28 protein-coding genes and 1 pseudogene are annotated in these 25822 nt (G+C 37.9%); 26 read left to right on the top strand and 3 right to left on the bottom strand.

Annotation, left to right across the window (positions count from 1 at the left end):
* Positions 1 to 10 precede the first annotated feature (10 nt).
* From NST74_RS17595 to NST74_RS17560, 8 genes are all read left to right on the top strand, one after another.
* Positions 11 to 907: a carbohydrate ABC transporter permease gene (locus tag NST74_RS17595; RefSeq protein ID WP_341113592.1), complete on the top strand. Its 897-nt coding sequence runs from the start codon at positions 11 to 13 to the stop codon at positions 905 to 907.
* Positions 908 to 923: 16 nt separating this feature from the next.
* On the top strand, positions 924 to 1757 hold the full coding sequence (locus tag NST74_RS17590; protein WP_042132268.1) for a carbohydrate ABC transporter permease: 834 nt from the start codon (positions 924 to 926) through the stop codon (positions 1755 to 1757).
* A gap of 29 nt (positions 1758 to 1786) precedes the next feature.
* Complete coding sequence (locus tag NST74_RS17585; protein ID WP_341113590.1) at positions 1787 to 2776, top strand: glycoside hydrolase family 43 protein; 990 nt, start codon at positions 1787 to 1789, stop codon at positions 2774 to 2776.
* A gap of 410 nt (positions 2777 to 3186) precedes the next feature.
* A complete protein-coding gene (locus NST74_RS17580; RefSeq protein ID WP_341113589.1) occupies positions 3187 to 4752 on the top strand; it encodes a histidine kinase N-terminal 7TM domain-containing diguanylate cyclase in 1566 nt (521 codons plus the stop codon).
* Between the two features lie 369 nt (positions 4753 to 5121).
* Complete coding sequence (locus NST74_RS17575) at positions 5122 to 5994, top strand: AraC family transcriptional regulator (RefSeq protein WP_042128711.1); 873 nt, start codon at positions 5122 to 5124, stop codon at positions 5992 to 5994.
* 262 nt (positions 5995 to 6256) lie between these two features.
* Positions 6257 to 6592, top strand: coding sequence for a hypothetical protein (locus NST74_RS17570; RefSeq protein ID WP_341113587.1), 336 nt, complete (start codon positions 6257 to 6259; stop codon positions 6590 to 6592).
* Positions 6582 to 6716: a hypothetical protein gene (locus tag NST74_RS17565; protein WP_341113584.1), complete on the top strand. Its 135-nt coding sequence runs from the start codon at positions 6582 to 6584 to the stop codon at positions 6714 to 6716. The genes NST74_RS17570 and NST74_RS17565 overlap by 11 nt, the downstream gene beginning before the upstream one ends.
* A 935-nt stretch (positions 6717 to 7651) precedes the next feature.
* Positions 7652 to 8071: a hypothetical protein gene (locus NST74_RS17560; protein ID WP_341113581.1), complete on the top strand. Its 420-nt coding sequence runs from the start codon at positions 7652 to 7654 to the stop codon at positions 8069 to 8071.
* A gap of 927 nt (positions 8072 to 8998) precedes the next feature.
* On the opposite strand, the gene NST74_RS17555 is transcribed toward NST74_RS17560, so the two are convergent.
* Positions 8999 to 9634 (bottom strand): DUF3238 domain-containing protein, encoded by a 636-nt coding sequence (locus NST74_RS17555; protein WP_341113579.1) that lies wholly within the window; start codon positions 9632 to 9634, stop codon positions 8999 to 9001.
* A 288-nt stretch (positions 9635 to 9922) separates the two neighbouring features.
* Here NST74_RS17555 and NST74_RS17550 point away from each other — a divergent pair, with 288 nt between their 5' ends.
* The 14 genes and pseudogenes from NST74_RS17550 to NST74_RS17485 all read left to right on the top strand — a co-directional run bounded on the left by NST74_RS17550 (position 9923) and on the right by NST74_RS17485 (position 20717).
* Entirely contained in the window at positions 9923 to 10459 is a 537-nt protein-coding gene (locus NST74_RS17550) for a hypothetical protein (protein ID WP_341113577.1), read from the top strand.
* A gap of 238 nt (positions 10460 to 10697) precedes the next feature.
* Entirely contained in the window at positions 10698 to 11144 is a 447-nt protein-coding gene (locus NST74_RS17545) for a GNAT family N-acetyltransferase (RefSeq protein WP_341113576.1), read from the top strand.
* 186 nt (positions 11145 to 11330) lie between these two features.
* Positions 11331 to 11780, top strand: coding sequence for a DUF1569 domain-containing protein (locus NST74_RS17540; protein ID WP_341113575.1), 450 nt, complete (start codon positions 11331 to 11333; stop codon positions 11778 to 11780).
* A gap of 180 nt (positions 11781 to 11960) precedes the next feature.
* Complete coding sequence (locus NST74_RS17535; RefSeq protein ID WP_341113573.1) at positions 11961 to 12482, top strand: phosphotransferase-like protein; 522 nt, start codon at positions 11961 to 11963, stop codon at positions 12480 to 12482.
* Between the two features lie 357 nt (positions 12483 to 12839).
* On the top strand, positions 12840 to 13640 hold the full coding sequence (locus NST74_RS17530; protein ID WP_341113572.1) for an aminoglycoside 6-adenylyltransferase: 801 nt from the start codon (positions 12840 to 12842) through the stop codon (positions 13638 to 13640).
* A 204-nt stretch (positions 13641 to 13844) separates the two neighbouring features.
* Positions 13845 to 14708: pseudogene (locus NST74_RS17525) on the top strand (phosphotransferase enzyme family protein); the annotation flags it as partial.
* A 213-nt stretch (positions 14709 to 14921) separates the two neighbouring features.
* Complete coding sequence (locus NST74_RS17520) at positions 14922 to 15194, top strand: hypothetical protein (protein WP_341113571.1); 273 nt, start codon at positions 14922 to 14924, stop codon at positions 15192 to 15194.
* Between the two features lie 303 nt (positions 15195 to 15497).
* Complete coding sequence (locus NST74_RS17515) at positions 15498 to 15839, top strand: RidA family protein (protein ID WP_341113570.1); 342 nt, start codon at positions 15498 to 15500, stop codon at positions 15837 to 15839.
* A gap of 208 nt (positions 15840 to 16047) precedes the next feature.
* Positions 16048 to 17208: a copper amine oxidase N-terminal domain-containing protein gene (locus NST74_RS17510; RefSeq protein WP_341113568.1), complete on the top strand. Its 1161-nt coding sequence runs from the start codon at positions 16048 to 16050 to the stop codon at positions 17206 to 17208.
* Between the two features lie 408 nt (positions 17209 to 17616).
* Complete coding sequence (locus NST74_RS17505; RefSeq protein ID WP_341113566.1) at positions 17617 to 17841, top strand: hypothetical protein; 225 nt, start codon at positions 17617 to 17619, stop codon at positions 17839 to 17841.
* 56 nt (positions 17842 to 17897) lie between these two features.
* Entirely contained in the window at positions 17898 to 18674 is a 777-nt protein-coding gene (locus NST74_RS17500) for a Cof-type HAD-IIB family hydrolase (protein ID WP_341113564.1), read from the top strand.
* 235 nt (positions 18675 to 18909) lie between these two features.
* The gene (locus tag NST74_RS17495; protein ID WP_341113563.1) at positions 18910 to 19362 is read left to right on the top strand and encodes a hypothetical protein; all 453 of its coding nucleotides are present in this window, start codon (positions 18910 to 18912) and stop codon (positions 19360 to 19362) included.
* Between the two features lie 238 nt (positions 19363 to 19600).
* A complete protein-coding gene (locus NST74_RS17490; RefSeq protein WP_341113561.1) occupies positions 19601 to 20236 on the top strand; it encodes a hypothetical protein in 636 nt (211 codons plus the stop codon).
* Positions 20237 to 20288: 52 nt separating this feature from the next.
* Positions 20289 to 20717 carry a hypothetical protein gene (locus NST74_RS17485; RefSeq protein ID WP_341113558.1) on the top strand — a complete coding sequence of 143 codons (429 nt, stop codon included), beginning with the start codon at positions 20289 to 20291 and terminating at the stop codon, positions 20715 to 20717.
* A gap of 229 nt (positions 20718 to 20946) precedes the next feature.
* Here NST74_RS17485 and NST74_RS17480 read toward each other — a convergent pair whose 3' ends face one another.
* Entirely contained in the window at positions 20947 to 21384 is a 438-nt protein-coding gene (locus NST74_RS17480; RefSeq protein ID WP_341113556.1) for a hypothetical protein, read from the bottom strand.
* A 27-nt stretch (positions 21385 to 21411) separates the two neighbouring features.
* Positions 21412 to 21849 (bottom strand): protein kinase, encoded by a 438-nt coding sequence (locus NST74_RS17475; protein ID WP_341115920.1) that lies wholly within the window; start codon positions 21847 to 21849, stop codon positions 21412 to 21414.
* A gap of 760 nt (positions 21850 to 22609) precedes the next feature.
* On the opposite strand from NST74_RS17475, the gene NST74_RS17470 reads away from it, so the two are divergent.
* From NST74_RS17470 to NST74_RS17455, 4 genes are all read left to right on the top strand, one after another.
* Entirely contained in the window at positions 22610 to 23338 is a 729-nt protein-coding gene (locus NST74_RS17470; protein ID WP_341113554.1) for a hypothetical protein, read from the top strand.
* Between the two features lie 39 nt (positions 23339 to 23377).
* Complete coding sequence (locus NST74_RS17465) at positions 23378 to 23671, top strand: hypothetical protein (RefSeq protein WP_341113553.1); 294 nt, start codon at positions 23378 to 23380, stop codon at positions 23669 to 23671.
* A 563-nt stretch (positions 23672 to 24234) separates the two neighbouring features.
* On the top strand, positions 24235 to 24462 hold the full coding sequence (locus tag NST74_RS17460) for a hypothetical protein (protein WP_341113552.1): 228 nt from the start codon (positions 24235 to 24237) through the stop codon (positions 24460 to 24462).
* Positions 24463 to 24696: 234 nt separating this feature from the next.
* Positions 24697 to 25611: a phosphotransferase gene (locus NST74_RS17455; protein WP_341113551.1), complete on the top strand. Its 915-nt coding sequence runs from the start codon at positions 24697 to 24699 to the stop codon at positions 25609 to 25611.
* Positions 25612 to 25822 lie beyond the last annotated feature (211 nt).

The raw sequence follows: 25822 nt of genomic DNA, 5'->3' as shown, positions 1-25822 counted from the left end.
GAGTGGGATTATGATAAAGAAATTTGTATACTCTCAAAAGGTTGCACCTTATGTATTTGTGTTGCCATTCATAATCATATTCTTGATATTCTGGTCTTATCCACTTGTAAATTCATTTGTAATGAGTTTTCAAGATAGGATGTTGGGACAGGATCCAAAATGGGTTGGTGAAGCGAATTATTCGAAGTTATTCACAGATAAAGTGTTTTTGACGGCTATTAAAAATAGCGTTGTATACATGCTAGGAACCTTAGTGCTGTTAATCCCTTTCCCAATGTTATTTGCAGTTATGATAAACAGTAATTTAATGCTGGGGAGGGAGTTTTTTAAATCTTCGTTCTTTCTTCCTGCATTGACATCTGTCGCAGTGGCGGGTACTATTTTTCGCCTAACATTCGGCGAAATGGATGGTTCATTAATGAACAGTTTTCTAGGTCTATTTGGTGTAGAGCCTACTAAATTCTTGAAAGATGCAGAATGGAGTATGGCTGCACTATTAATTCTTGCATGTTGGCGATGGACAGGTGTTAATATGCTGTACTATCTATCTGGTTTGAAAAACATTGACAATGATTATTATGAGGCTGCTTCAATTGACGGGGCATCTGCTTGGCAGAAGTTCAGATCGATTACAATGCCATTATTGAAGCCGACCACGATATATGTTACGACAATTAGTGTTTATGCAGGCTTGGCAATGTTTACCGAGAGCTTAATGATGTTTAACGGTAACAATTCACCGAAAAATATTGGCCTAACTATAGTCGGATATCTGTATAGACAAGGGATTGAGAAGAATAAGCTCGGTTACGCTGCTGCAGTTGGTATCGTTCTATTAGTCATTGCTATGATTATCAATTTAACGCAGCTGAAACTAAGTGGAATGTTCAAAAAGGAGGAGGATTAAAATGGACACTAGTCAGATGAAGAACAACTTAATTGCTAGAATAGTCATAATTAGTACCTTTATTATACTATTCGTTATAATTATGGTTCCATTCTATGCAGTGGCCCTCTCTTCCTTTAAACCAGGTGAAGCTTTAATAAGATATGGTCTTAACTTAAGTTTGAATTTTGAAATAATGAGTTTTGATAATTTTATCTATTTATTTACTGGACAACATGATTATTTTGTATGGTTTTGGAACAGTATGACGTTAACAATCATTCAGGTTGCTTTAACACTGTTTGTAAGCGCTTTTGTTGCATATGGTTTTGCAGCGTATGATTTCAAAGGTAAGAACTTCCTCTTTGTATGTGTATTGCTCATTATGATGGTGCCATTTGAAATATTGCTGGTTCCTTTGTACAGCTTAATAAATGATTTGCAAATGGTGAATAGCTATTCGGCAATCATTATGCCGGGTATAGCTAATGCCGGGACGATATTCTTCTTTAGGCAATATCTCAGAAGCATACCCAAAGAAATTATTCAATCTGGGCGAGTTGATGGAGCAAACGAATATGCGATATATTTCAGAGTGATTATGCCGATTATGAAGCCTTCCTTTGCGGCAATGGCCATTCTGAATGGTATGAATAGCTGGAATAATCTATTGTGGCCATTCATGGTGTTGGGAGATCAAAATAAATATACACTGCCAATCGGGTTAAAAACATTGTTAACTCCTTATGGGAATAACTATGACCTTCTGATCGTGGGCTCCTTCTTCTCCATCATTCCAATCTTCATATTGTTTATCGCTTTCCAGAAATATTTCATTGATGGTATGACTGCGGGTGCTGTTAAAGGTTAGTATCTATTACTTATGAAATAGGTGATAAGATGGGAGTCCAACAAGAGGAGTTACGCGTCATTAAACCATTGATCGAGCAACGAGCTGATCCTTTTATATGCCGACATTCAGATGGTTATTATTATTTCGTGGCCTCGGTTCCAGAGTATAATCGGATTGAAATCCGTAGGGCACAGGACCTTGAAGGGCTTATTACATCAGCTCCTATAGTGATCTGGAGAAAGAGAGAGACTGGCATTCTTAGCGCCAATATTTGGGCGCCAGAGCTGCATTTTATTGATGGAAAATGGTACGTATATTTCGCTGCCGCGCATACGTCGGAAACGACAGAAGGCTTGTTCGACCATCGGATGTATGTACTGGAGAATGAAAATGCAAATCCGCTCGAAGGCAGCTGGACGGAAAGAGGACAGGTTCGTACCGCGTGGGAAAGCTTCTCCCTCGATGCCACTACCTTTGAGCACAATGGTAGCCTCTATTACGTATGGGCACAAAAGGATCCGGAAATCGAAGGCAACTCTAATCTCTACATATCTAAAATGAGCAATCCGTGGACGTTGATTGGGGCGCAAACGATGATTACGATGCCCGAATATGACTGGGAGATCATCGGGTATAAAGTGAACGAAGGCGCGGCATTTGTTCGCAAAGATAATCGGGTATTCCTCACTTACTCTGCTAGCGCTACTGATTTCAATTATTGCATGGGCTTGCTTGAAGCCGATGCGGACTCGGATTTGCTCGATGCTGCCTCATGGCGCAAGTCGAAAGTACCGGTTCTCACGACTGATGAGAGCATCTTGATGTATGGTCCTGGTCATAATAGTTTCACGGTGTCAGAGACTGGCGAGAAGACGCTGTTTGTGTTCCACGCAAGAACGTATAAGCATATTGTAGGAGATCCGCTATACGATCCGAATCGCCATACATTTGTAGCGGAGCTGTTGTGGACGGATGACGGCAGACCTGATTTTCGCGGCTCTGTTGCGGCACTTGCACGTTCTGTACAATACGAATAGATCTGCAAGCGCCTTACAAAATTCTAAATGGATTAGTTGAACTTATGTCGTACACGGGGAAGCCTTTATAATTAGAAATAAAAACAAGTACCCATCCAATCGATGGGTACTTGTTTGCAATGCAATAGAAGTGATGAATTACGTAATGTTGTACTAACTATTTGGTGATCGGTATAGACGAAATAGTAATCATAGCATTACTGATTGGATAAATGTGTTGCTACTGTCATGAGTGTCATGCTAAGTTAAAAACAATCTATTTCATGAAGCAATAATCAATACGATGTGAGTAGTACAGACATAATAGTGATGTGAACGGAATCCTGTAGTGGTTCAAGGAACAAATCAACATCTTATATTAATCGTGTTAACGTAAATATATATGTATTGTATGAAAGTGGGTATACCTATTGGATTCGAAGATAGCAGCATATATAACATTAGTTTGTACTTCGGCTGTTCTGAATTTGTCTATACTTGTCTTTACTTATTGGAGGAGACATTATTATACAAATATCGCTAATTTGTTCATGTGGAATACATTAACTTCAATGATTTATTGCTTTGGTTATGCCTTTAGCTTAACATCGACTTCCTTAGAACAGCTTAGATTTTGGAATATTGTACAGTATGCAGGGATGCCTTTTTTCCCTCCGTTAGGATTAATGTTTGTCATGCAATATTTGGGTTATAAAATAACGAGAAAAAGAATAATCGCTCTACTTACAATGCCTTGTATTACTTTTCTCATCAATGTAACTAATGAATCCCATCATTTTTACTATAGAATATATGATATCCATTCGGTGCTTGGGGCTCCATATAGTGAGATTGAGTATGGGGCATGGTTTGCCGTACATAATATTTACATTTTCAGTTGTATGTTAGCTGCGCTCTTATTGCTGCTTTCACGCTGGAAGGAAACCGTTAGTGTATATCGATCTCAATTATTTGCCCTCATCTGCGGTCAATTGCTTCCAATAGTGACTGCATTTTTATTATTCATAGGAGTGACACCCGATGGTATCGATCCTGTACCCATGGTTATTTGGTTTTCTTCTGTTTTGTACCTTTGGTCTATTACCTCCTCTCGAATGTTATCAATAATGCCAATTGCGAAGGAAACGATCTTTAATAGTATGAACGATGGTGTCATTGTGCTTAATGATACCTATCAATTAATCGAATATAATCAAGCTTGTAAAAATATGTTTAGTGAATTGGATCGATCAACGTTAGGGCAGCCATTTGATCAAGTTTGGTATATGCTAACGGATCAATCATTCCCTGTTCAATTAGATACGATCTCAGATAAATTGAATGTTACGATTCATCAAGGTAATTATATATATCAGCTACGTATTTCTATGCTTCAACAATCTAATAATAACTCTGGCTTACTAATTATATTTACGGATATAACAGAGCTACATACATTACAACAAAAGTTAGAGCATCAAGCCTATTATGATGATCTTACACAAATATACAATCGTCGTGCCTTTTTCCAGAAAAGTGAGCAAAGCTTAATGAAAGCAAAGGGTGAATTATCATCCTTTGTGATTATTCTATTTGATATTGATTTTTTCAAAAAAGTGAACGACACTTATGGGCATCAAACCGGAGATCAAATACTAGTACATGTGGCTCAAATATGTAAGGCTGAGATGGGAGAACATATACTATTTGCTAGATATGGTGGTGAAGAATTTGTACTCGCTTTACCTGGTTATACACTAGCGGAAGGGGAAAACTTCGCTAATTACCTTAGATTTTGCATTGAACAGAAGCCTCTAGTTGAAAATGAAAAATTGGTAACGATTACCTCTAGTTTTGGGGTATCCGTAACGACAGGAGCTGTGGAGGAAACAATACATCAACTTCTTCATAAAGCTGATGAAGCACTTTATGCTGCCAAAAGAGCTGGTCGAAATCAAGTGCGGGTTTTTATTGAAAAGTACGAATATGTGGAATAGTACAGCAAATTAAAATAGAGGCGTACATCGGAGCCGTGCTTAGTTTAGTAACTTGGTGGATTGAGAGCAAGATGCCTATCAATCAAGAAAAAAATATACTTATGAGTGACTGTTTCAACAGGATATAACAGTCAGTTATTCTGATATTGAAGGATCATATGCTAGTGATGCTATTAGGTAATTTACAGAAAGAGGAATTGTAAACGGTATAGGATGAGAATTACCTGTATTTCGCTCTATAGATGTTACGGTGAGCCGTATCATAAGTAACGGCAAGTTTCTTTTGGGTAACCCAACAAAACTGTGCATGAGATGTCGGATGGGTACTTCCGAATCTTGTTATTCTGTACCTGAAGGGAGGTCATTTGAATGGATTGGCTTGCAAATCTGAATAGAGCCTTACACTATATTGAAGAGAATCTTGATGAAGACATAGATCTGAAGGAAGCAGCGAGGCTGGCTTGTTGTTCGGACTATCATTTTTCAAGAATGTTCTCCTTCCTTGCAGGCATTACGCTATCGGAGTACATCCGCCGGAGACGCCTGACCCTTGCGGCATTCGAGCTTCAAGCCGGTGATTTAAGAATTGTGGACGTGGCAGTGAAATACGGTTATAGCTCGGCAGATGCCTTTTCTAGGGCCTTCCAAGTCTTGCATGGGGTTCCGCCCTCTTCGGTTAGGTCTCATGCCCCATCTTTAAAAGCCTATCCTCGAATGACCTTCCAATTAACTATTCAGGGAGGAAGCGAAATGAATTATCGTATCGTTGAGAAAGAATCGTTCCGTATTGTAGGTATTACGAAAAAGGTGCCTATCCAATTTAATGGCGTGAGTTCAGAAATTGCATCGATGTGGAAAGGCTTAACCAGCCTAGACATCGACCAATTGAAAAAGCTCTCTAATGTTGAACCACAGGGGTTGATTTCAGCATCGACAAATTTTTCTGAAGGGCGAATGGAGGAGAAGGGAGAGCTTGACCATTATATAGGTGCAGCTACATCCGAGGAGTGTCCTGAAAATTTTGCGAAATTAGAGGTTCCCGCATTGACCTGGGCCGTTTTCGAAGCTGTCGGACCGTTTCCCGATACTTTACAAAATGTCTGGGGGCGTATCTATTCGGAATGGTTCCCTTCCGCAAGTTATGAGGTAGCAAGGGGACCGGAAATATTATGGAATGAAGGCAAGGATGTATCTTCCCCCAATTTCAGGAGCGAGATTTGGATACCGGTTACGAAAAAATAGTATAGAGACTATGTTCATAAAATTAAGGACGTACCGCAAAGGATGGCCTTAAAACTTGCCGTTATAGACAGAGCGGTGAACCGTATCACAAGTAGGGCGAATTATAACGGTCATTAATAACGAGTCAACCTTCTTCCCAATTGTCATCCCACGCAAATTCGGCTATGGGGCATGTGTTGTACAGCCGAAAGCACAGGAATTTACGACTTGAATGTCGAAGTTACTCCTAATTACTCATTTTTTGTCTTATGGAGGGCTTTCGATGATTACCGCAACTAAAATGCACATCCCTTATGTACGGCACACCTTGGTTGCTCGTACGGATCTGCTTCGTCTGCTTGATGAGGGTATGGACGCGAAGCTTACGCTCTTATTCGCTCCATCTGGTTATGGGAAAACGACGGCGCTAAGCGAATGGGCCAAACAAAGCGGTAAGCTTGTTGCATGGGTGTCACTGAGCAAGCAGGACGATGATTGGAGCACCTTCTGGAACATGGTCATCGTTTCGATCCAGAATCATGTCGAGGACTTTGGCCTGACCATTTTGCCTTTGCTCGAGGAGGGGTCCTCTGCATCTTCCGGAAGCGATGTTTCTTAGAACTTATGAAGGGTTAGCATGGGGTTTGCTCTGTAAAGAAGCAGCCGGACAAGAAGTGGTTGTGAGAATTGAGAGAAGAAGAGCTGCACTTCAGTACGCTGAGAAACCAGCTTATGATCCATAGATCGTGGTAGAGAGTGCCTTACAGCGTTCTAAGCCATTGCCTATGAAGAAAACCTCTCCGAGTACGTTTAACTCAATTAATCATAAGAAGAATAGTAGTGTTCAACTGGTGCGTACCGCTCCTCTTGATGAAGAGCCGTGTGAACGATGTAAAGGTTCGGGGAGAACTCGATACATGCATATTCAGAACGGTATCTGTTTTTTATGCGGCGGAAGCGGGGGGAAATCGAGACAAAAACAAGAGCTCTTAAATACGGAACCATCCTTTACGTAGTGATGGAAACGAATAAGCACCTATAACGAACGAAATAAAAGAAGAGGAAGTGACCTGACAGACTCCAGGATTAATTCCCTGGTCTTTGTTGGGTCAATAAATATGAACACTGAGATTCAAAAACAAAAAGAAAGCGTATGAGTTAGCCCGCTCCAAGTACTTAAAAAATATAAATAAGGAGGACTTGCGGAATTCCAGACTTCTTTGTGAGCCACGGGTATACCCTTATCGCAGATAAGACTCGGCTAGTTCCTTGCGGTTCTGGTGCTGGGCTCTTTTGGAGTATCTACTATGATGATATTTATATTGGGGTTGGGAAAACACCACAGATGGCTATTTGTAAATATTCGCTCGTTATTAATGATGTGCTACTGTGTAAAGTTAATGCGTTAAATACGTTATAAGACCGATCAGACTCAGTTGACCGGTCTTATTACTATCTATTTGTATAAGGCCATGTTAAATCTTATTGTTGATTTCTGACCATAAGAAAACCGCCACGGAGAGTTTGTGTCGGCTGGCTTTCTTAAACATGGCTTGAATACGCCTCAGGGTAAGACGGCTACTTCGTTCCTGAAGCAGACTAAAATTAAGAAAACAGAAACTTTTCTCAAATTTTTCGTCTTATGTAATATCTATAAACTTTAATTGAGGTGAAGCACTTGATCAAAATAATAAAGTATATACTTGCAGGAATTGGCATCATTCTTGCCTATGGCGTGGGGGCTTGGCTTTATCAGAAAGGAAGTCAAGTTTTTTTCAATCAAACCATCCATGAAAGTGAATATAGAGGACTTGTTATTTCTTTTTTTAGCTTGTATTTACTCATTATGGTGCCTGCGATATTTTTAGGCGCTTATGTAATCAATGAAACATCATTAAATAATATATTTAGATGGCTTCTTACTGCCTTTATTTCCGTTATTGTAGGTCTTATATTCCCTTTACTATTCACTGCCGGACATGTATGGTCCCTTGAAGGACAGTTGTTGTTGTGCTTCTTCATGCCATCAGCGTTTATTCTAGGTTTTATTTATAATCTTCTGTTCTTCAAAAAAAAATCTGCAAACTCATTAATTTAAAATGGCCCTACAGGATGTCAATATCATTAAGATAACTCAAAGACAAGACTTAAATTAAACATGAATTCAAAACAGCTCGGGGAGAAGCCCAGTGGCGTTTGCTCTTTTCGGGGAGCGCATACATAAAAGAGTACAGTAAACAAGCGAATAGAATATTCGCTTAAAAAAATCTTCATGTGAACCCATGATTTTCCCTTTGAGCGTGGAACAATCAATCATCATGGACAGCGTTCTTCCCTCGTTGCATAACCGTCGTTGCTGAACAAGGGTATCTACATAGATTCTGTTGCATAAGTCATATACTGCAATCAAATGTAAAAGTTTATTCTTTTTGAGTTTAAGCGACATTGAAAATAAGTGTCCGTATCCACAAAGTCGGTAGCAATATTTAGATCAGAACCCTCAATAGCGAGTAATCGATCACCTCAGTCATGCTTGATATTCATATAAGACACTGTGAATTCGTGGAACAAGGACTCTACAGCAGACGGGAGAATTTTATTTCTCTGCTGGATAAAAGCAGAAGTCGTTGCAGTGTTTACATCGTAACCCTGTGAATCCAAGAGTTCATTATATATGCTGTTACCTTCCATGGAGATAAGAAACTGCCTAACCGTCTCAAAGAGCAACATCTTCGTTCATGTAAAAGCTTTATTGTGCTTTTCGACATAGGTGCTGGTGTTGGTGACATTTCTCGCATTAGTGATATTAGAGTTTCTTTCAAAGTATTCGCATACTCATTCATTGGCGTAGCCTCCTCATTTTTTAGGGGCTTCGGAATACATTTCTACCTTCTTGTCAAGCTCTATTTATTGTTACGTGCAAAGAAAAGCGCAGGCTATCTTTTTGATAACCTACGCTTTTCTTTAGTTTTAGGGCCTGTATCTTAACTTAATGATTTTGTACAAGATGTAGGGCCTTTTTTTATTATAAGATTTGTCGAGAGTTGTATACACCAGTAACATCCATTGGCGGCAACAAGGAGAGCTGATTTTTTCCGTGATCACGGGGATCGAAAAGATAGATATTTTGGTAACCGCCTGAATTGGCCTCAGCATACACTTCGTAAGCTGGGAAACCATCGTGGCTTCCCTGAATTGAGATGGTGCCATTTTTATAAACGTAGAGAGTAAATTCATAATCAATGTTACCGTTAAAGACATCTGGACTTGGAATGAAGGGATTGCCTACACTACATGAGCAAACAAACTTCATGTAATCGCTACTACTACCTGTCAAGCTTGCATCGGTTCGCGTGACATTCAAACCTGCATCAGAAGCTTTTGCAGTGTGAGTCGTTGTGGTTAAAGTCGTATTATTAAAGTGATATGCAGTAGTTGTTCCGATATTCTTAAAGGAGGTCCAGCTTCCACCAGTATTCGTAAATTGTACATTTATCTGCTGTGCGGTACGAAAGTTTTCGGTGCTTGCAGTATTCTTGTCAAAACCTCGATTATCTCCTTTAAATGATACAACGTAGGCGGGTAAACCATACTGTACTGGAGAATCTACTTTGTCATGAGGGATAAATGTTACCAATCGAATGTTAAAGTTAACTGCCATATTAATAAACTCCTTTTCTAAAATAAATTATTAGGCAAGGGGGTAAAATGAGAAGATTTGAGTACCCCTAATCAAACCTTCTATTCTTGCCTTCACTAAAATAGGAGTTTTAAAGGGTTAGAATACAACCGAGAAAATTTAATTTTTAAGCAAAGCACTCAACGCTCTTAGTCGTTTATATAGAACTAGATTGGGAACGGCATTAAGCTAAAGAGCAGGATAGTGCAACTTAGTTAGTCGGATTACGTTTATTAAAGGAAGATACTGGGGAGATAAAGGAGGTGTGTAATGAAGCGGAAAATTGCTATTTTACTTATGATGATTTCAATGTTCGTTAGTATCTTTTCTATTTGGTACTTCACACCTAAGCGGTACTCAGAGACAGTAAATGGTGTTTATTATCAACTAGGGACGGAAGGCATAATCGAGCGCATAAAAGTACATCTTGATGGGAAATTGCAAAATCATATAAATGGAAAAAAAACCTTTACAGGCGTTATTAATTTTGAAGGAAGTAAGGTTCCTCAAATTCCTAAAGATAGAACAGAATTAAAATTGCATTACGATGGGCATAATTTCACAACCATTTTCTCCGGTTTTCGAATCATAGATGATAAAGGTAGAATAGAGCCTAATATTTTCACTTACGGTTGGGTATATACTGATGATAAATTTTCTGAATTTACAATTAAAGTTATGGATGATAATGACCAGTGGTCCCCATCAAACGGACATATGATTACAGCACCAGCGAATGATAGGCAAGAAGCAATGAAAAGGTCTCAAGAGTTAATTAAGGAGTTTGAAGAGGAAAGTAGGAATTGATTGAACTAACGAGATACGATAGTTGAAGAATACATAAATTATTTTAAGAAGGAATTTAATAGGGAAAATGGTATAATTAAAAAGTCTAAAATTCATTGATATAATTTTAGGAAATAGTTGTTAGAGGAGGCGTTCATTATGAAAGATAAAAGAATTTATATTATTAATGACTTCAAGGGGATAACAACTAATTAACAAAGTTGTTTAGTGTTTCCCCAAATTTTGAAAGGGGAAAATTATGATTGAAGAAAATGTAAAAATCGTAGAATTAAATGCAGAAAACTGGTACGACTGTTGTAAATTAGAGGTATCAACAGAACAAAAAGAATACATGGAACCCAATGCCATATCAATAGCTCAGTCAAAGTTTGAGCCTACTTTAAAGCCATACGCTATTTATTTTAAAGAGATAGTGGTTGGTTTTTTTATGTACAATTCTGTTCAAGAAGAACTTGATGGTTATTGGGTTTATAGAATAATGGTGGATAAGAAATTCCAAGGCAAGGGTATAGGTAAAGCTGCAACTAAATTAATGATTTCAGAGATGGTTAAATTACCGAATTCAAAAAAAATTGTTGTTGGTTATCATCCTGAAAATTTGGGAGCACATAATTTATACTCGAGTTTGGGATTTATTGATAATGGCGATAGGTTCGGTAAGGAAATGGCAGTTATTAAAATATAATCGATTGACAGATGGATAGAATATTTCAAAAGGACCATTCTTTGGTCCTTTCTTATTGTGTATGATGGAAAATGGTAAATATTAGTTTGACAGCATATTGTCGAGTTATGCGGATGCAGTCATGAATATAATAGACAAACCAGAAGATTCTAGATTATGAAGGATTAAATTTAATGGAGCGTGCTCATGAAAAATATATATAATGAATTGCATACAGCGGAAATACTGAATCGTATCGAGAATTTGAGTCCAAATTCAAAACCACAATGGGGAACAATGAATGTTGCTCAAATGTTGGCTCACTGCTCAGCATTTCAAGAGATCGCATTAGGAAATTCCTTTCCCCCCAGATATTGGCTAGGAAGGCTAATAGGAAGGTTTGTGAATTCTATTTTCTATAATGACAAGCCGGTACCACATAATATGTCAACTATTCCGACCATACTTATTTTAGATGAAAGAGACTTTATGACAGAAAAAGAAGAACTGAAACAAAAGATTTTAACTTTCCAAAGTAACGGTCCAGAGAAATGTTCATCCCATCCCCATCCTTTTTTTGGAAAGTTCACTCCTGAGCAATGGGGTAAAGGGATTTATAAACATCTAGACCATCATTTAAGACAATTTGGTGCTTAGTATTTTTTCGCAATGATTAATAATTGTTCAGTTTAGTGCAGTAACAACACTTCGCTGTGCTAACGGGACTCGATAGTTCACTAACGGTAGTATAGTTCAATTATAGTTGTTTTTTATTTCCAGACTTACAGTTTAAATATTAAAATGAGATTAATTGAATTAATAAGGGGCATTAACAGGATGAACAAGGGTAGAATTGTATTTTTGAACGGTGTTACGAGCTCTGGAAAAACATCAATAGTAGATGCTTTACAGTTAAAATCACATGAATTTTTTTATGTTGTTGCCAATGACCTTTTTGAAGAAATGATAGGTGAACGTTATCTTCGTGAAGATTATTGGAAGTATTTAAGTGAAGCAATTATCATGATGTATCATACAGCCAAATTATTTTCTGACCATGGTAAAAATGTGCTTATTGACGGTATTATGGTAGATAGACCTGAGTTGAAACCGCATTATGAAAAAGTGAAGAATATATTTTCTGGTTACCCATTATACATTGTTGAAGTGTTTTGCCCTTTAGACATTTGCCGTCAGAGAAATATTGCGCGAGAAAATAGAACCGAAGACCAATCTGATTGGCAACACAAAATCATGGCAAAAGATATCCAGTATAATTGTACAGTCAACACACATTTGAACACTTCCGAAGAATGCGCAGATTTGATTTTAAAAAGTATATTTGAAGATGAAGTTTGAATTACTATGCCCGAGGTATCACATTCCGGTAACGGGGAAGGTTAGTATAATAGCGGTTGCTTCGGCAGCCGTTTTTATTTGTTCAACTGTGTTCAGGTTAATTTAACAAGGAACTTATATAAAGATGAAATTTGAAAGGTGAGATGAAATGATAGAATTATCTAAAGAAAACTACGCACACGTTCTGCCACTGTTGGAAAATCTAGCATATGAACCTGTGTTTGCATATTCCATAATTGAGCGAAATCAATCTAGAAAAGTGTTTGTTGATCACAACGAAAATCCTACCTCCAGTAATGACAGGAGTGAACCGGTGATAAAACTATTATTAGATGAAAATACATGGGAGGTTTAGCTATGACGATTAACCGTGAGACCATTCTAAACGCAATTGTATCAGACCTTGGAATTGAAGATTATATTTTAGCTATCTGGCTAGAGGGTTCAGATGGTACTAAAACTTTGGACGAGTATTCTGATATCGATTTGGTGTGCTATACGAAAGAAGGCTGCATAGATGCTGCATTCACCCGGTTGGATGCCTGTATGCATCGATTAGGAAAAGTAGATATTGCCTATGAAGAAACTGGTCGACCCACAAATAACCGCTACAAGGTTTACCACCTACAGGAGTCATCAGATAGTCTCTTAGTTGACGTGACGATCCAAAGTGAGAGTGTCCCTGTTTTATTCATTAACGAAGACAAAACTGTCGTACCAGTTATATTGATAGATAAGACAGGTATCGTAAAGTATCAAAACGTTGATCACACGACTCACCATTCACAACTTCAATCACAATTGTTTAGTGCTCAGGGTATTTACAGTCAAAGGAGCCGAGCTGTCAAATATACAAAACGCGGGCTTTTTTTAGAGTCGTTGATTTACTATCATAAGTATGTTGTGAATCCACTTGTAGATGTACTTCGGATAATCTATACACCATTCCAAGCTGACAGCTTCTTGGTTCATGCGTCTCGGGATTTTCCTGTCGAAGTGGTACTAACCTTGGAAAAGCTATATGGTGTAAAAACCGTAGATGATATAGTAAATCGCATCGAATTGGCAGACAAGTTGTTTCGTAATGCCGTAGCAGATGCTCATGTCATGCTATTACAATCTAAAGAAGGCGAAAGTTTAGCGGATACCAACCCATAAGCATTCCTGGGTTATTGTGTGCGGGAACGCTACTGAAAATAGAAATTCAAAATGGAGCGATTGAATTGTTTATCTAATCATTTGAAGACGGAACTCTTGAGCAATCTTTGTCCATATTTGTGGAAGATATCCGAGCCATACTTAATAGAAAGTTGCGAAGCATTTTTTTGTTAGCTCCTTTAATGTTGTTTTTGGACGCAAAAATCCCACGGACAAGTAGCCTCTCGGATAATACATGAATCTCACAGGACGCTGGAGCTTATACATGGTGAATTAGAATGGATACAATATCTTGCGAAAAACGGTGTTACAGTATCCACTCCAGTGAAATCAAGTAACGGTGAGCTAATTGAAAAGATGGATGGTTTTTTTGTTGTAGCATTCCAAAAAGGGCTTGGTGCCTCATGGAGTGATGAAATATCTCAAAATGAAGAGTTTAATAAATTGGGAGAAATTGCAGGGAGAATGCACGCACTAGCTAAAAAATATGTTCCTAGTACAGCCGAGATAACACGATACGACTGGCACGAAAATAGTTATCTTCAAGAATTCATAACTTATATTCCTTCTTCCCAGAGCCTTGTAATCGCTCATTTTGAATCCTTGATGCAGAGTATCCATAAATTATCACGTGATAGTGAAAATTTCGGACTTATTCATGGTGATTTTTGTTTTGGTAACTATACAGTTCAACCAAATGGAGGCATCACTGTATTTGACTTTGATGAATGTCAATACGGATGGTTCACGCAAGATATTTCTATTAATTTATTCTATGGTATTGCAGTGCCTAGTCCTGATGAAGATGTTCCAACTTTTGTGAAAAGGTATCTAACTTCGTTCTTGGAAGGTTACGAAAAGGAAAATACGATTGATATAAGATTGTTAAGAGACTTACCACTATTTATAAATTTGAGACAAGCAATCCTTTATTCAGCTCTCTATCGAAACGAGAATATTGAAGCACTCGATGGTTGGTCTAGGGAGTTCTTAAAGCGTGCCCGATATAATATGGAAAACAATATTTCACTGGTTGAACCCGATGATATTTTGAATTTTATAACTTGATAGAGCATAAACGTGAATAAACGGCAGCCGAGTTGATGGGCTGCTGTTTCTCAACTAACGGGCAGAATAGTTCAAACGCTTTGCGAATAATTACGAGCATGGAATTAATTGCGGAGTTCGCAGATTAATTGGTATACAAAATTACACAAACACTCGAAACCATTTTTAAACATAATCGTATCATATTGTAAAAAAATGCATTGAGGTGAAGTTATGAAAGCTTTTGATTACTTAAGAAGAGCCTATTATAAGCTTAGTTATTATTATCAGAAATTTCAATTGATTGTAATGTCTTTTTTAGTTGTTGGAATAGTTGATTATTTTTTTATTTACGAGATTTTCGTCTCATTATCAGCATTAGTTCCTGTTTTTGTTATAGAAATTGCTCCAATCATTATTATCATTTTATCAATAATTATTATTCGAGGAATCGTTAAATTTATAAAGAAGATGAAAGAAAACAAACACTTACTATTTTTATTCTAACAAGAGTTATCATATTAAGAAGCTTTGCCCGTATTTCAAGGAGTGTACAACATCGTATAACACCATATTCGCCTTTCTATTCATTGGATTCTCCCATAGCATTTCGAGGATTTAAGTCAGTTTTTTATTAAGCTAACGGAGAACGATAGCTCAATAACGACACAAAGGCAGCCAATCCATTGATTGGCTGCCTTTTTTCAACTAACGGGCAGGATAGATTAGAGAGTGAAAAAATATATTTACATTTGCGAACATGAGTTCTAGAATATAATTGGGATTTTATTACATAGGAGGTTCGATTATATGATAAAACGAATTTCAACACCATTTAGTTATTCCTCTGCTGTTGCGGTTGGTGATTGTGTGTTTCTCGGATTACATCGGGGTTTTGGACAGAGTTTTACAGAACAAATCCACAATACTTTCTCACACTTAAAAGAGACTCTTAATCAACTTGATGTATCACTGGATAATCTTGTTAAGGTGAATGTATACCTAAAATACATTAAGGACTTACCTGAAATGGAACAGGTATTTTACGAGTATTTTGAAAAGGATAAGTTCCCTGCTAGGATGACATCTACAACAGAGTTCATTGACTCTGATTGTCTTATGATGATTGACGGAATAGCCTACAAAGGTTGAATAAACGGACACGTTAGTCCAAATACCCTGTGAGCAGTTTGCCTATGCGGCAGCTGCTCCTTCTGTTGTTAAGCTAACGGACAGGAAAGTTACAGCTGTGTTGTTCTATATATTGATATAATTAACAATAATTAGGTGTATATTCTCGATTGGACATGGAAGGTAATAGCCTAAACGTTAAAAAATATACTCAAAAAGAGGGATCATTTTGAATACATTAAAAAAGATCATTCGAATTATTGGGCTTAGCTTTATCATTCTTGGTTTAGTTTATATCACTCCATCTATTGTGTCAGCCGCGTCTGATAGTGTACAGTCCTCCAAAACATCCGTTATTCAGATCTACCTAAACAATACGCAAATCACATCTTCTTCTGGGGTTCCGACATTGTTAAATGGATCTATCATGCTACCGCTAGATGGCTTATATATCAGTAGTGCAACCGTTATATATGATGAACGTACGAAAATGATTTCCATAGCGAACATGTTCACGAAGGGAAGTATGAAAGTTGGGGGTCGGAGTGCAACAGTTAATGGCAAAGTAGTCACCTATTCTGAAGGTCCTCAGCTGATTGATAAATATCTCTACATACCTTTACGTTTCGTGAATGATGCTATTGGAGGCACATTGAATTGGAATGCAGTAAGCCGTAAAGCGATTATTAATTATCCTGAATTCGTTGGTGAAGGAAAAATAAGTAATGGCGCTTATTTTTTAAATGGTGTGAATGGCACTTTATATAAACGTGACATAGCAGGAGTTGTCCGCTCTTTGGGGGTATCCACAGCTAAGCTTGAACCAGGTTATATTGGTAATACACAAATTTCTTTCGTGAAGATTACAGAAGATACGGACTTAGTGACTATACGAAATTCTAGTGGAGAACCTTCGATGAACCTAACTGTAATTAACCTATTTGTGAAAAAGGGGGCTATTCTAAGGCAATCTACAGGACATTACTGGCAGTTTTCTCCTGAGGATCTGAAGATTTACAACGGTAACGCAGTTATGAACGATGGCCACGTTATTCGATTAATTGCACCAGATGCTTCGGTCAAGGAATCTTGGAACCTCTCAAAGTTAGTAGGCGAACCCGATTTTAGTTACTCTATTGAAGCAATAGGCGAGAGTTACTTAATCGCTCGCTCTTCTCAAGAAGGACTACTAACGCTAATTGATATAGAAGCTAAACAAGCGATACTTCTCTACAAAGAGTTCGGCATTAATCCTAGCGATATGCCAGGGTTCAAATACGATGGTATTATTTTTACTGGTAATGGCAAGAACAAGTCGGAACTACAATTCGAATTTACAGATACTAAAAAAATAAGGACTGCTTTCACCTATCAATTAGATACTAAATAAATCAATGCTTAGCATTGAGAGAGGAACGATTATGATAACGGGACACGATAGCATCATGACGAACAAGCTGTCGGTATTACTGGCTAAACTATCAGGCAGTTTAGTTGGTTTGGCAAACCCTAATTTATGTGTAGTATAAAATGCGAGGTGATTCAGTTGAAGGTTGAATGTAGAGAGTACGCAGAAAAAGTTTTAACTCATATTTTTATAGGGAGTCAACTAGATGGCATTAAATTCGGATTAGGTCCTGCAGCGCTTTTAATATGCTTTTAACACTATGGAATCCATTCTCCCGACCAACTTTGGCTTAATATTGAGTCGAAATGGAGGATATATCCTAAAAACAACAATGATTTTCCGAATTCCGAAGATGAAATGAGTGAGTTTTCGGAAGAGGATAAGTATAAAATGATATTCGAACTACGCATAGAGAAAGTAGCCAACATTAAGCTTGGCAAGCTTGCCCCGCATTTACATATTGAGTTTGAGTCGGGGAAAACTCTTTTTGTAAATGGACATCATCTGAAATATGAGTGTTGGCAAGTTGGTGATGGTCTGGGATATACTGGCGATGAATGGCTTGTAGTGGCTACTCCTGGAGGCAGATTAACGTGGAATTACACTAGGGTGTAATGTATAGTGTGCATAGTAAAATAAAGTGTTTAATTAAAAAAGGGGATTCGTGCAGAATGTACGAAATAGTGTTTTTTGATGTTGATGGTACGTTATACAGTGAAGTGGATAGAGTAATCCCTAAAAGTACAAAAGTGGCGATTAAGAGACTTCATGAAGAAGGCATTAAGGTCGTAGTTGCAACAGGGAGACCGCATAGTTTATGTGAAGAACTAGTTGCACTAGGTATTGATACATTAATCTCATCTAATGGGGCTCTTGTGAAAAACCAAACCGAAGTTATTTATAAGTCAGTAATATCTCAAAAGACTTTGCATGAACTGTCGAGTTTTGCCGAGTTACATGGACACGGTATTTCCTATTTTACAGATTCGATTTCAATGAACGGTATCGGAGTAGAAGAGAAACGTGTTAGAAATGCTCTAACAGAGACCCTTGGTCTTGTTGATTATCCAAGCAAATTAAACACACTTCCAGAGGAGATTTACTGTATATGTTTGTATGCTGATGAGAGTGAAGCTGAAAAATTTATAGATCACTTTCCGCAACTTCAGTTTGTACGTTTCCATGGTTATGTAATGAACGTCCTTGAAACTCAAAGTGTATCTAAATCGCAAGCAATTAAAAGAGTGCTGGATTATTACAAAATTGACGTTTGCAATTCAATTGCATTTGGAGATGGTGGAAACGACTTGGATATGTTAGAGTTTGTTGGTTTGGGGATTGCTATGGGAAACGGTGATGAAAAGCTTAAGCAAAAAGCAGATTTCGTCACCAAAAAAGCAAGCGAAGATGGTATACACTATGCTCTGACCCAATTCGGAATAATATAATTCAACTGTCCATCATTCAACTAAAGGGACACGTTAGTGGAATAGCGGTTGCTTCGGCAGCCGTTTTTTATTTGTTCAATTAACGGGCAGGATTGCGTGGTGGTAGACTGATGCCTCCGCATGAATATTGAGCAGTAAAGAACGGTTTAAATTAAAACCAACCTTCCTTTATTAGGATTATATTGCATAATCATTTGCACATTAGAAGTTTGAACTGAAGGTAGGGGGAAGACAGATGAATGCTTTTACATTAAGCGCTGCTAATGAATATGCTCTGGCCAATGATATTGAAACGTGGGTTCAATTTTTTTTAAATGGAGAAGGCGACAATATAGTCATGTCAGAAGACTTAAAAAAGAAAAAACGATATTGGCTAGGACCTATTGAAATTGACATAAAATATCTGGAAAGAGTAGTTGGACCAGAAGAACATTTGGAATATGTAGAGGAAATTAAATGGTGGAACTATAACATTGATCAAATTTGCAGTAGATTAGAATCTGGATGGGACATGCCTCCGTTGATTGCAGAAAATGGAATGGGAGTTTTTGGATTACATGACGGTAATCATCGACTCGGTGCATTACAGAAATTAAACAGGGAAAAATATTATCTTATTATTTGGGACGATCATTCATATGAAGACATAATAAATCATTTAAAAAATTGTGGTATTAATATGAAATGAAAGACTATATTTGAATGCTATTTGAAAAGTTACGAACTTCATTCACGCTTCGAAGCCAGACGACTCCTCAGTTCGCCCGAAGAGGTAGGAATTAAACTTACGAGACACTATAGTGGAATAGCGATTGCTTCGGCAGCCGTTTTTTATTTGTTCAATTAACGGGCAGATTAGCGCGAAGGCAAGCCAAACGAAATAGAGTATAATAGGATTAAAAATTGAGCCCAAAAGGTGTGTTCTCATGCCCGAATATTCTCATATCCAAACTTATATAAAGTGTGATCATCTCAATTTCCAAGATGTTATCAGGCTCTTTTCAGAAGTAATAAACTCGTTAGAACTTGATTCTAAATACTTCAATGATGAGCTGGAATGGAAAGTCTCGGAAAATGGTTTCATGTACGTTGGTGGCGGTGCTGAGCCTCAATTGTATGATAATAACGGATTCCAGCTCCATTTACGGCCATATGTAGTAGGTTTAACACCTGAAGTTATTGAGGAATTAAAAGAATCATATCTGGAAATTAGTATCTTGCTTTGGACGGAAGAGATAGAACTCGATTACAGAACAGGACTATTACGAAGCCAGCATCAATCCTTAATTTGGAGGATTATGACAAAGTTCTCTGAGGAGTTTAAACAAACTGGAGTATTTTTCACAAATGAAGTTATGGATGGAGTTCCTTGGGAGGCAATAGTGTCAGGCAATAAAGAGGGACTTTGGGCATTTGATGCTGCTATTTTACCTGTGCACCTGTTTGATTTATATAAGGATTTTCCAGAAGATATTTTTATTTATAAGAATGAAAAGGTAATGTATGTTGCCAAAAAAACCGTATGGGGGACAGAACCTTGGCATATCCAACGATTGAACTAACGAGGAACGTTTGTTCAATACACTTATTCATTCAATTACCTTGGAGATTACCATGATAACTAATGAAGCGATGTCTACACTATTGCTTAAAACCAAACCTTCAGGGGCTAGTAATAACGATGAATACGCCCATTTTGTTGAATGGGATGGCTGTATTTTAATTAGTTGTTTTGCAAGAGATTTACCGAGTAGTTTCGATAAAACAACTTACTCAGACCGTACAGAGTGCGAGACATCGATAAACCACTTGCACTTGGAGAACCTCTCTATAGCATTAGAATTAATTGACGTATGGGAAAAGACACTCCGTCGTAACTTTGCAGGGGAAGAATTTAATATTGTAGTTACTTGTGAACCTGATGGTAAAGAAGCTGTTGCTCGTTTTTATCAGCTAAGACCGGAGGAAGTTGCCTGGTTGAATGAAGAAAATGATCTCGAGAATTATAAGCATGAAGCAATACTTCTTCTAAAGGTGCATTAACCTAACGGGAAACTATAGTTCAATAAAATGAGAGGGCTGCTGAGAGGTAGCCCTTTGTTCAACTAACGGGCAGTTTAACGTAACCAATATACTTTGAATTTATGAAACGGTTCACCGTAATGTATCTAAGCACAAAGTGCAATTTGACCATAAAATATACATTATCATATAAAGCAAAACCACTCCTGACAATGGAGTGGTTTCTTTGGATAGAACTTATCTTCCTTCGTTATAACCAATCAAAATCGTCATGCAGAATGTATTCTTTAGGCTTCAATTCTATTGAATAATCTTTGCAAATAATGTCTAACTCATTGTACTCATTACCATTATCAATACCTATATAAATGTGTTTCAGTTCGTTATCATTTACCCTTTGCTTAAATGATTCCAACAATTTTGAAGATGGAACTACTGCAGAACGATAAAACTCACTCCATTCATTCCATTCCATCACATAAGGAATGTTAGCGTAAACCACTCCATGAAATTTTAACAAACCTTCCTTTACCTTGTAGGTAAAATTACGTCCTTCATTTCTGTCAATACGCCCAACAACCTTTAATATATTAAATTGAACTGTCTTTGACTTATGGTCAATTGCTAATTTTTCAACTACTGAATCATATAGTTGCAAATCATCATTTTTTTTGTAATCAGCTTCCAAAATATCACCTCTTTATATTTGTAATATTTAGCTGTCCCATTCATTTTTCATTTCTGCCAAATACATTCGTTGGAACTCGTCAAAAAAAATACTGTATACGCTGATTTCGTTTACATATGAATCTGCAACGCCTGTTAGATCACCCAAAATCCTGTCTTTAGCCAAATCAAAACTGTCGTCAATGCCATATAGGTTGTAATATTCTTTTTCAAAATACAGTCCAGTTTGAACCAATAATCTGGTACTGCATCTAATCGCTTGTTCAATCTCTATTTGTTCTTGTTTTATTTTTTCAAATAATACGCCAAGCAATATCTTAGCTGAATGGTTATCATTTGCTATCTTGCAAAAGTAAAATAACTTCCCTTCAATATCATCAATTCTTGCATTAGACATTAAAGAAACTTCAATAATCTCATATGGCGGATTGTCCGTTACCTCAATTACTTTGTCACACCACTCAATGACTTCTTATTTGCTCCAAATGCCACAACCAAGCCCAAGCATATAAATATAAGTTAGAGATGTTAGGGAACTTAGCATAATCACCCACCTACTCCTAAAAAATCATTCTTTCACCAAAGCAACAATACCATAAATTGTAACAACCGTCTTTATCGTATCGCTAAATTTTACTCATGGGTCGCTGACTGGAAGTGCTATACTCCTTCCACCGTTCAAACAAAATCATTTTGATGTAAACCACCCCCACCTCTAAATACATAACAGCCTCAGAACTCCTAAACAGCCTTCTAAGGCATGTTTGAATCACACGGGGCTAAGGCGCGATATAACACACCCCTTTGAATGCCCGTTCAGAATCCCACACAGCCTTCTCCTACTATTACTTCTTTGTCAAAAAGTATAGTTATTGACAATGTGGGGGTGAGGAATGGGAGCGTACATACTTTTGTTCTTTGACCTTAAACCAAAGGCTAGGTATAAGCCTTCAAGCCGATAGGGTGGATTGTAGTGCGTCTGATGAGGTTCTGAGGGTGGGGGTGGTTTACATCACTTCGTTAATTGTCCTTCTCAGAAAAGGGGTTAGCACTTCCAGCCAGCGACCATGAGTAAAGTTAGAAGCGATACGACAGAATAGTTATTCCAAGATATGGTATAGTGAAAAGAAGAACGTTGTAGATAACAATTTGTTAGGAATCCTAACAAGGATGATAAACACGACCAATAAATGAGGAGCAATTAATAAATTTAGGGAGGTTTACATATGAAAACAAAAGATGTTATTTACATGATCTATAACGAAAATGAACAGTCAGTAACATCAATGGGAATTGAATTTATTGACTTTATAAATTGTCTTACCATTGAACCAAACAACATCTTGCTCCTTGCATCTGGATACACAGGTGAGGACTTTCATTATGGACTAAGGTTAGAATTTGTAAGAAGAGAAAATCTAAATGACCTATACAGAGAAAATGTCTATTCTTATGGCGATTTTTGTTGGGTGGATTTTGATGAAATTATTACCCTTGATGATCTCACACCTCATGAGAAAGCGGAGTTATTGTATTTAGGTCATTATAAACAACCACTTAATAGCCCTTTTTTTGAAAAACTCAATAATAAGTTTGCATATTTGGCACATGATGACGGTTGGTTCAATAAAATTTTCTATAAAGACAAAAATCAATACATTGATGTATTAGGACGTTTGGTTTCAGATAGATTGAAGTCTTATCGAAAGAATGTGTCACCATTAAGTCAAGACATGGGAGAACAATTAACGTTATTCGCTAAAGATGGAATATTAATTAATTTTTATAGGATTATTAAATCTCGAAACAGCATAGAAATTCCTTTCAATATAATTGGAAGAATTATGGACTTTGATGATGTTTATAACAACATGGAAAGACACAAGGCGAAGGCTAATTCAGAATATTGGCTTGTGTATAAAAAAGAAGAATGGGCGATAAAGTCGTATAAATAAAATATGTGATCGCATAATCTGTACAATAGGGGGAGAATTGTGGAGAGTAGGTTTATTAAAGCACTCATTAAATGGAATAAAGACCCGAGCAAGTTTCCAGTAAACGAATGGATGCGTGACATTGTTGTAAACTATGGTGAAATCAAGGATAAGACATTTTATGGTGATACATGGACTGTGTTAGTTAGGATAACAAGACATATTGATGATACGTGGGATACATATGCTGATGTTGCTTTTATAGTTGACGAAGCACCTTGGCAATTGCTCGTAATAGGCTATAGCTTTAATCTCTGGGCAGGAAAGGATATTGCAGTTGTAACAATTATTTGAAGAGGGCAATTTCGAGGTGTTCATAGTGAATAAAGATAAGGTATTGAAGTGGGTCGAGGTAGGAAAGATTTTAGGGGCAGACTCCAATGAATGCGTTAAGTGTCCAGAGTGCGAACACGAACATCTTGAAATTACTGACGTGCCTAATGCTTTGAATCCAATTGAAATTGAACGGTGTATTTCTTGTCCCAATTGTCAGTCTAGGAATTTTCTTAGGATGAAGAGTTACTAGTAAGGAAAAAGTATCAAAGAAACCACTCCATGAATCGGAGTGGTTTTACCCTTATATGCTAATGTAAATCTTATGGTCAAACTTTACTTTGTGTTTAGATACATTGCGGTGAGCCCTATCATAAGTAGAAGCACGAATCATTGAACTAACGAGACACGATAGTTCAATAATACAAATTGATGAGCAAGAGCTACGGTATCCTGCTTTTTTCATTGAACGGGCAGGACGGTTCCAATATATGGTATATTTAAATAAGACGAAATCCTACTTATTGGAGGCCATAAGAATTGTCCAATCCATTATTGGGGTATGGCAGAGGGAGCGTGATGTAGTGGAAAAGATAGCTGGAATTTTTTTGTTTTTTTTTTTTATGATTCCTATGTATGGAGTATTAATATGGACTTATTTTTGTCCTGAGGATAGTTTATTATGGGGGAAACGATGGATGTATAAAGAAGAACCTGAAGTATCTGAGGGGGCAATTCGTTATGCAAAAGTAGCCTCATTGACAGTTATTGTGGTACTGACTATTATATTTGGAGTCCTAATATTTAGTTAGCATCAACATCCGTTTGTACTTTTTTGATTCTCGTGATACCTCAATCTTGTTTAAATAATATCTAGGGTTGTTCTCAATAGTAAGCAAAAAGCGGTTAACCTAACGGGACACTATAGTTCAATAATGAGAGGGCTGCCGAGAGGTAGCCCTTTGTTCAACTAACGGGCAGTTATGCGTAACTTCCAGGGAATGTAAACATCTAAATAACGTAAGGAACGAGGAGGCAGACAATTTATGGGAGGAACGAATGTATGGGATGCGGAGTGGGAGGTTAACGAAGAGCAGGCGCGGACGCTGATCGGCAGACAATTCCCTCAGCTGTCATCGAAGCAAGTGAAGCGATTGGGCTGGGGCTGGGACAATACGGTTTTTCTCATCGGTGACGATTACGTATTCCGGTTTCCAAGAAGAACGATTGCAGTTGGCTCGATTCGTATGGAAGGGAAGCTGCTGCCGAAGCTGGAGGCATATATGACCATCCCCTATCCAAAACCGTTGTTTTATGGCGAAGCAAGTGACGAATACCCGGCACCATTTCTTGGCTATGCCTACGTGCCAGGAGATTTCCCAATCGGTTTGACGGAAGAACACCGGGCTTTATCGGCAGAGACGCTGGCGAAATTTTTGCGGAGATTGCATGAGTTTCCGGTGCAGGCGGCGCTGAAGTGCGGAGTTCAGCAAGATCATCGAAACTTGACGGACATAGCATCGCGCAAAGTGAAATTGAAGGGCTTTCTATCGAAGGTGGTTGAACACTTGTCGCCGGAGGAGTCCGGTGTGATCGAAGCGTATATTAGCGGGCTGCAAAAGGACCGTGTCGAGGCGGTGAATGCACTGCTACATGGCGATCTTCATTTCAAAAATATGCTTGTGAATGAGAACGGGATCGTTTCCGGCATCATTGATTGGGGCGATCTGAGCGTAGGCCATCCGGCTTGCGATTTGAGCGTTGCTTATAGCTTTTTACCACCTTACGCTCGTGGCGTGTTTTTCGAAATGTACGGAGGAGCGGACGAGGAAACGAAGCTGCTGGCGCGGCTGATCGCGGTATACATCCCCATACTGATCTTAATGCAAGCGGTCGATGACGGGAATGAAGCCATTGCGGCAGAGGCGAAATCCAACATCATGCGGGCACTGTCGGATTAGGCTCATTATTTCATTGCGGCTATGGGGCTATGGCTATCGGCACCATTTTGTCGTTTAAAGGCCGCGATAAGGTACGATCCGCCTTCTCTGATGCCGCTTTATGTTGAGGAACACGAAATTCAACAGAGTAAGTCGTTGCGCTAACGAGACACGTTAGTAGAATAGCGGTTGCTTTGGCAACCGTTTTTATTGTTCAATTAGCCGGCAAAAT

It is taken from the genome of Paenibacillus sp. FSL F4-0125 (genome assembly GCF_038008565.1).
GTDB lineage: Bacteria > Bacillota > Bacilli > Paenibacillales > Paenibacillaceae > Paenibacillus_AQ.
This window is presented reverse-complemented; position numbering and strand designations above follow the sequence as displayed.

Bases quoted from the DNA above. Each gene is read 5' to 3' on its own strand.
- NST74_RS17570 (WP_341113587.1), top strand. From the start codon at position 6,257: ATGATTACCGCAACTAAAATGCACATCCCTTATGTACGGCACACCTTG.
- NST74_RS17455 (WP_341113551.1), top strand. From the start codon at position 24,697: ATGGGAGGAACGAATGTATGGGATGCGGAGTGGGAGGTTAACGAAGAG.
- NST74_RS17545 (WP_341113576.1), top strand. From the start codon at position 10,698: ATGATTGAAGAAAATGTAAAAATCGTAGAATTAAATGCAGAAAACTGG.
- NST74_RS17505 (WP_341113566.1), top strand. From the start codon at position 17,617: ATGATATTCGAACTACGCATAGAGAAAGTAGCCAACATTAAGCTTGGC.
- NST74_RS17485 (WP_341113558.1), top strand. From the start codon at position 20,289: ATGATAACTAATGAAGCGATGTCTACACTATTGCTTAAAACCAAACCT.
- NST74_RS17585 (WP_341113590.1), top strand. From the start codon at position 1,787: ATGGGAGTCCAACAAGAGGAGTTACGCGTCATTAAACCATTGATCGAG.
- NST74_RS17470 (WP_341113554.1), top strand. From the start codon at position 22,610: ATGAAAACAAAAGATGTTATTTACATGATCTATAACGAAAATGAACAG.
- NST74_RS17495 (WP_341113563.1), top strand. From the start codon at position 18,910: ATGAATGCTTTTACATTAAGCGCTGCTAATGAATATGCTCTGGCCAAT.
- NST74_RS17530 (WP_341113572.1), top strand. From the start codon at position 12,840: ATGACGATTAACCGTGAGACCATTCTAAACGCAATTGTATCAGACCTT.
- NST74_RS17590 (WP_042132268.1), top strand. From the start codon at position 924: ATGAAGAACAACTTAATTGCTAGAATAGTCATAATTAGTACCTTTATT.
- NST74_RS17595 (WP_341113592.1), top strand. From the start codon at position 11: ATGATAAAGAAATTTGTATACTCTCAAAAGGTTGCACCTTATGTATTT.
- NST74_RS17550 (WP_341113577.1), top strand. From the start codon at position 9,923: ATGAAGCGGAAAATTGCTATTTTACTTATGATGATTTCAATGTTCGTT.
- NST74_RS17565 (WP_341113584.1), top strand. From the start codon at position 6,582: ATGTTTCTTAGAACTTATGAAGGGTTAGCATGGGGTTTGCTCTGTAAA.
- NST74_RS17515 (WP_341113570.1), top strand. From the start codon at position 15,498: ATGATAAAACGAATTTCAACACCATTTAGTTATTCCTCTGCTGTTGCG.
- NST74_RS17575 (WP_042128711.1), top strand. From the start codon at position 5,122: ATGGATTGGCTTGCAAATCTGAATAGAGCCTTACACTATATTGAAGAG.
- NST74_RS17520 (WP_341113571.1), top strand. From the start codon at position 14,922: ATGAAAGCTTTTGATTACTTAAGAAGAGCCTATTATAAGCTTAGTTAT.
- NST74_RS17500 (WP_341113564.1), top strand. From the start codon at position 17,898: ATGTACGAAATAGTGTTTTTTGATGTTGATGGTACGTTATACAGTGAA.
- NST74_RS17540 (WP_341113575.1), top strand. From the start codon at position 11,331: ATGAAAAATATATATAATGAATTGCATACAGCGGAAATACTGAATCGT.
- NST74_RS17535 (WP_341113573.1), top strand. From the start codon at position 11,961: ATGAACAAGGGTAGAATTGTATTTTTGAACGGTGTTACGAGCTCTGGA.
- NST74_RS17555 (WP_341113579.1), bottom strand. From the start codon at position 9,634: ATGGCAGTTAACTTTAACATTCGATTGGTAACATTTATCCCTCATGAC.
- NST74_RS17490 (WP_341113561.1), top strand. From the start codon at position 19,601: ATGCCCGAATATTCTCATATCCAAACTTATATAAAGTGTGATCATCTC.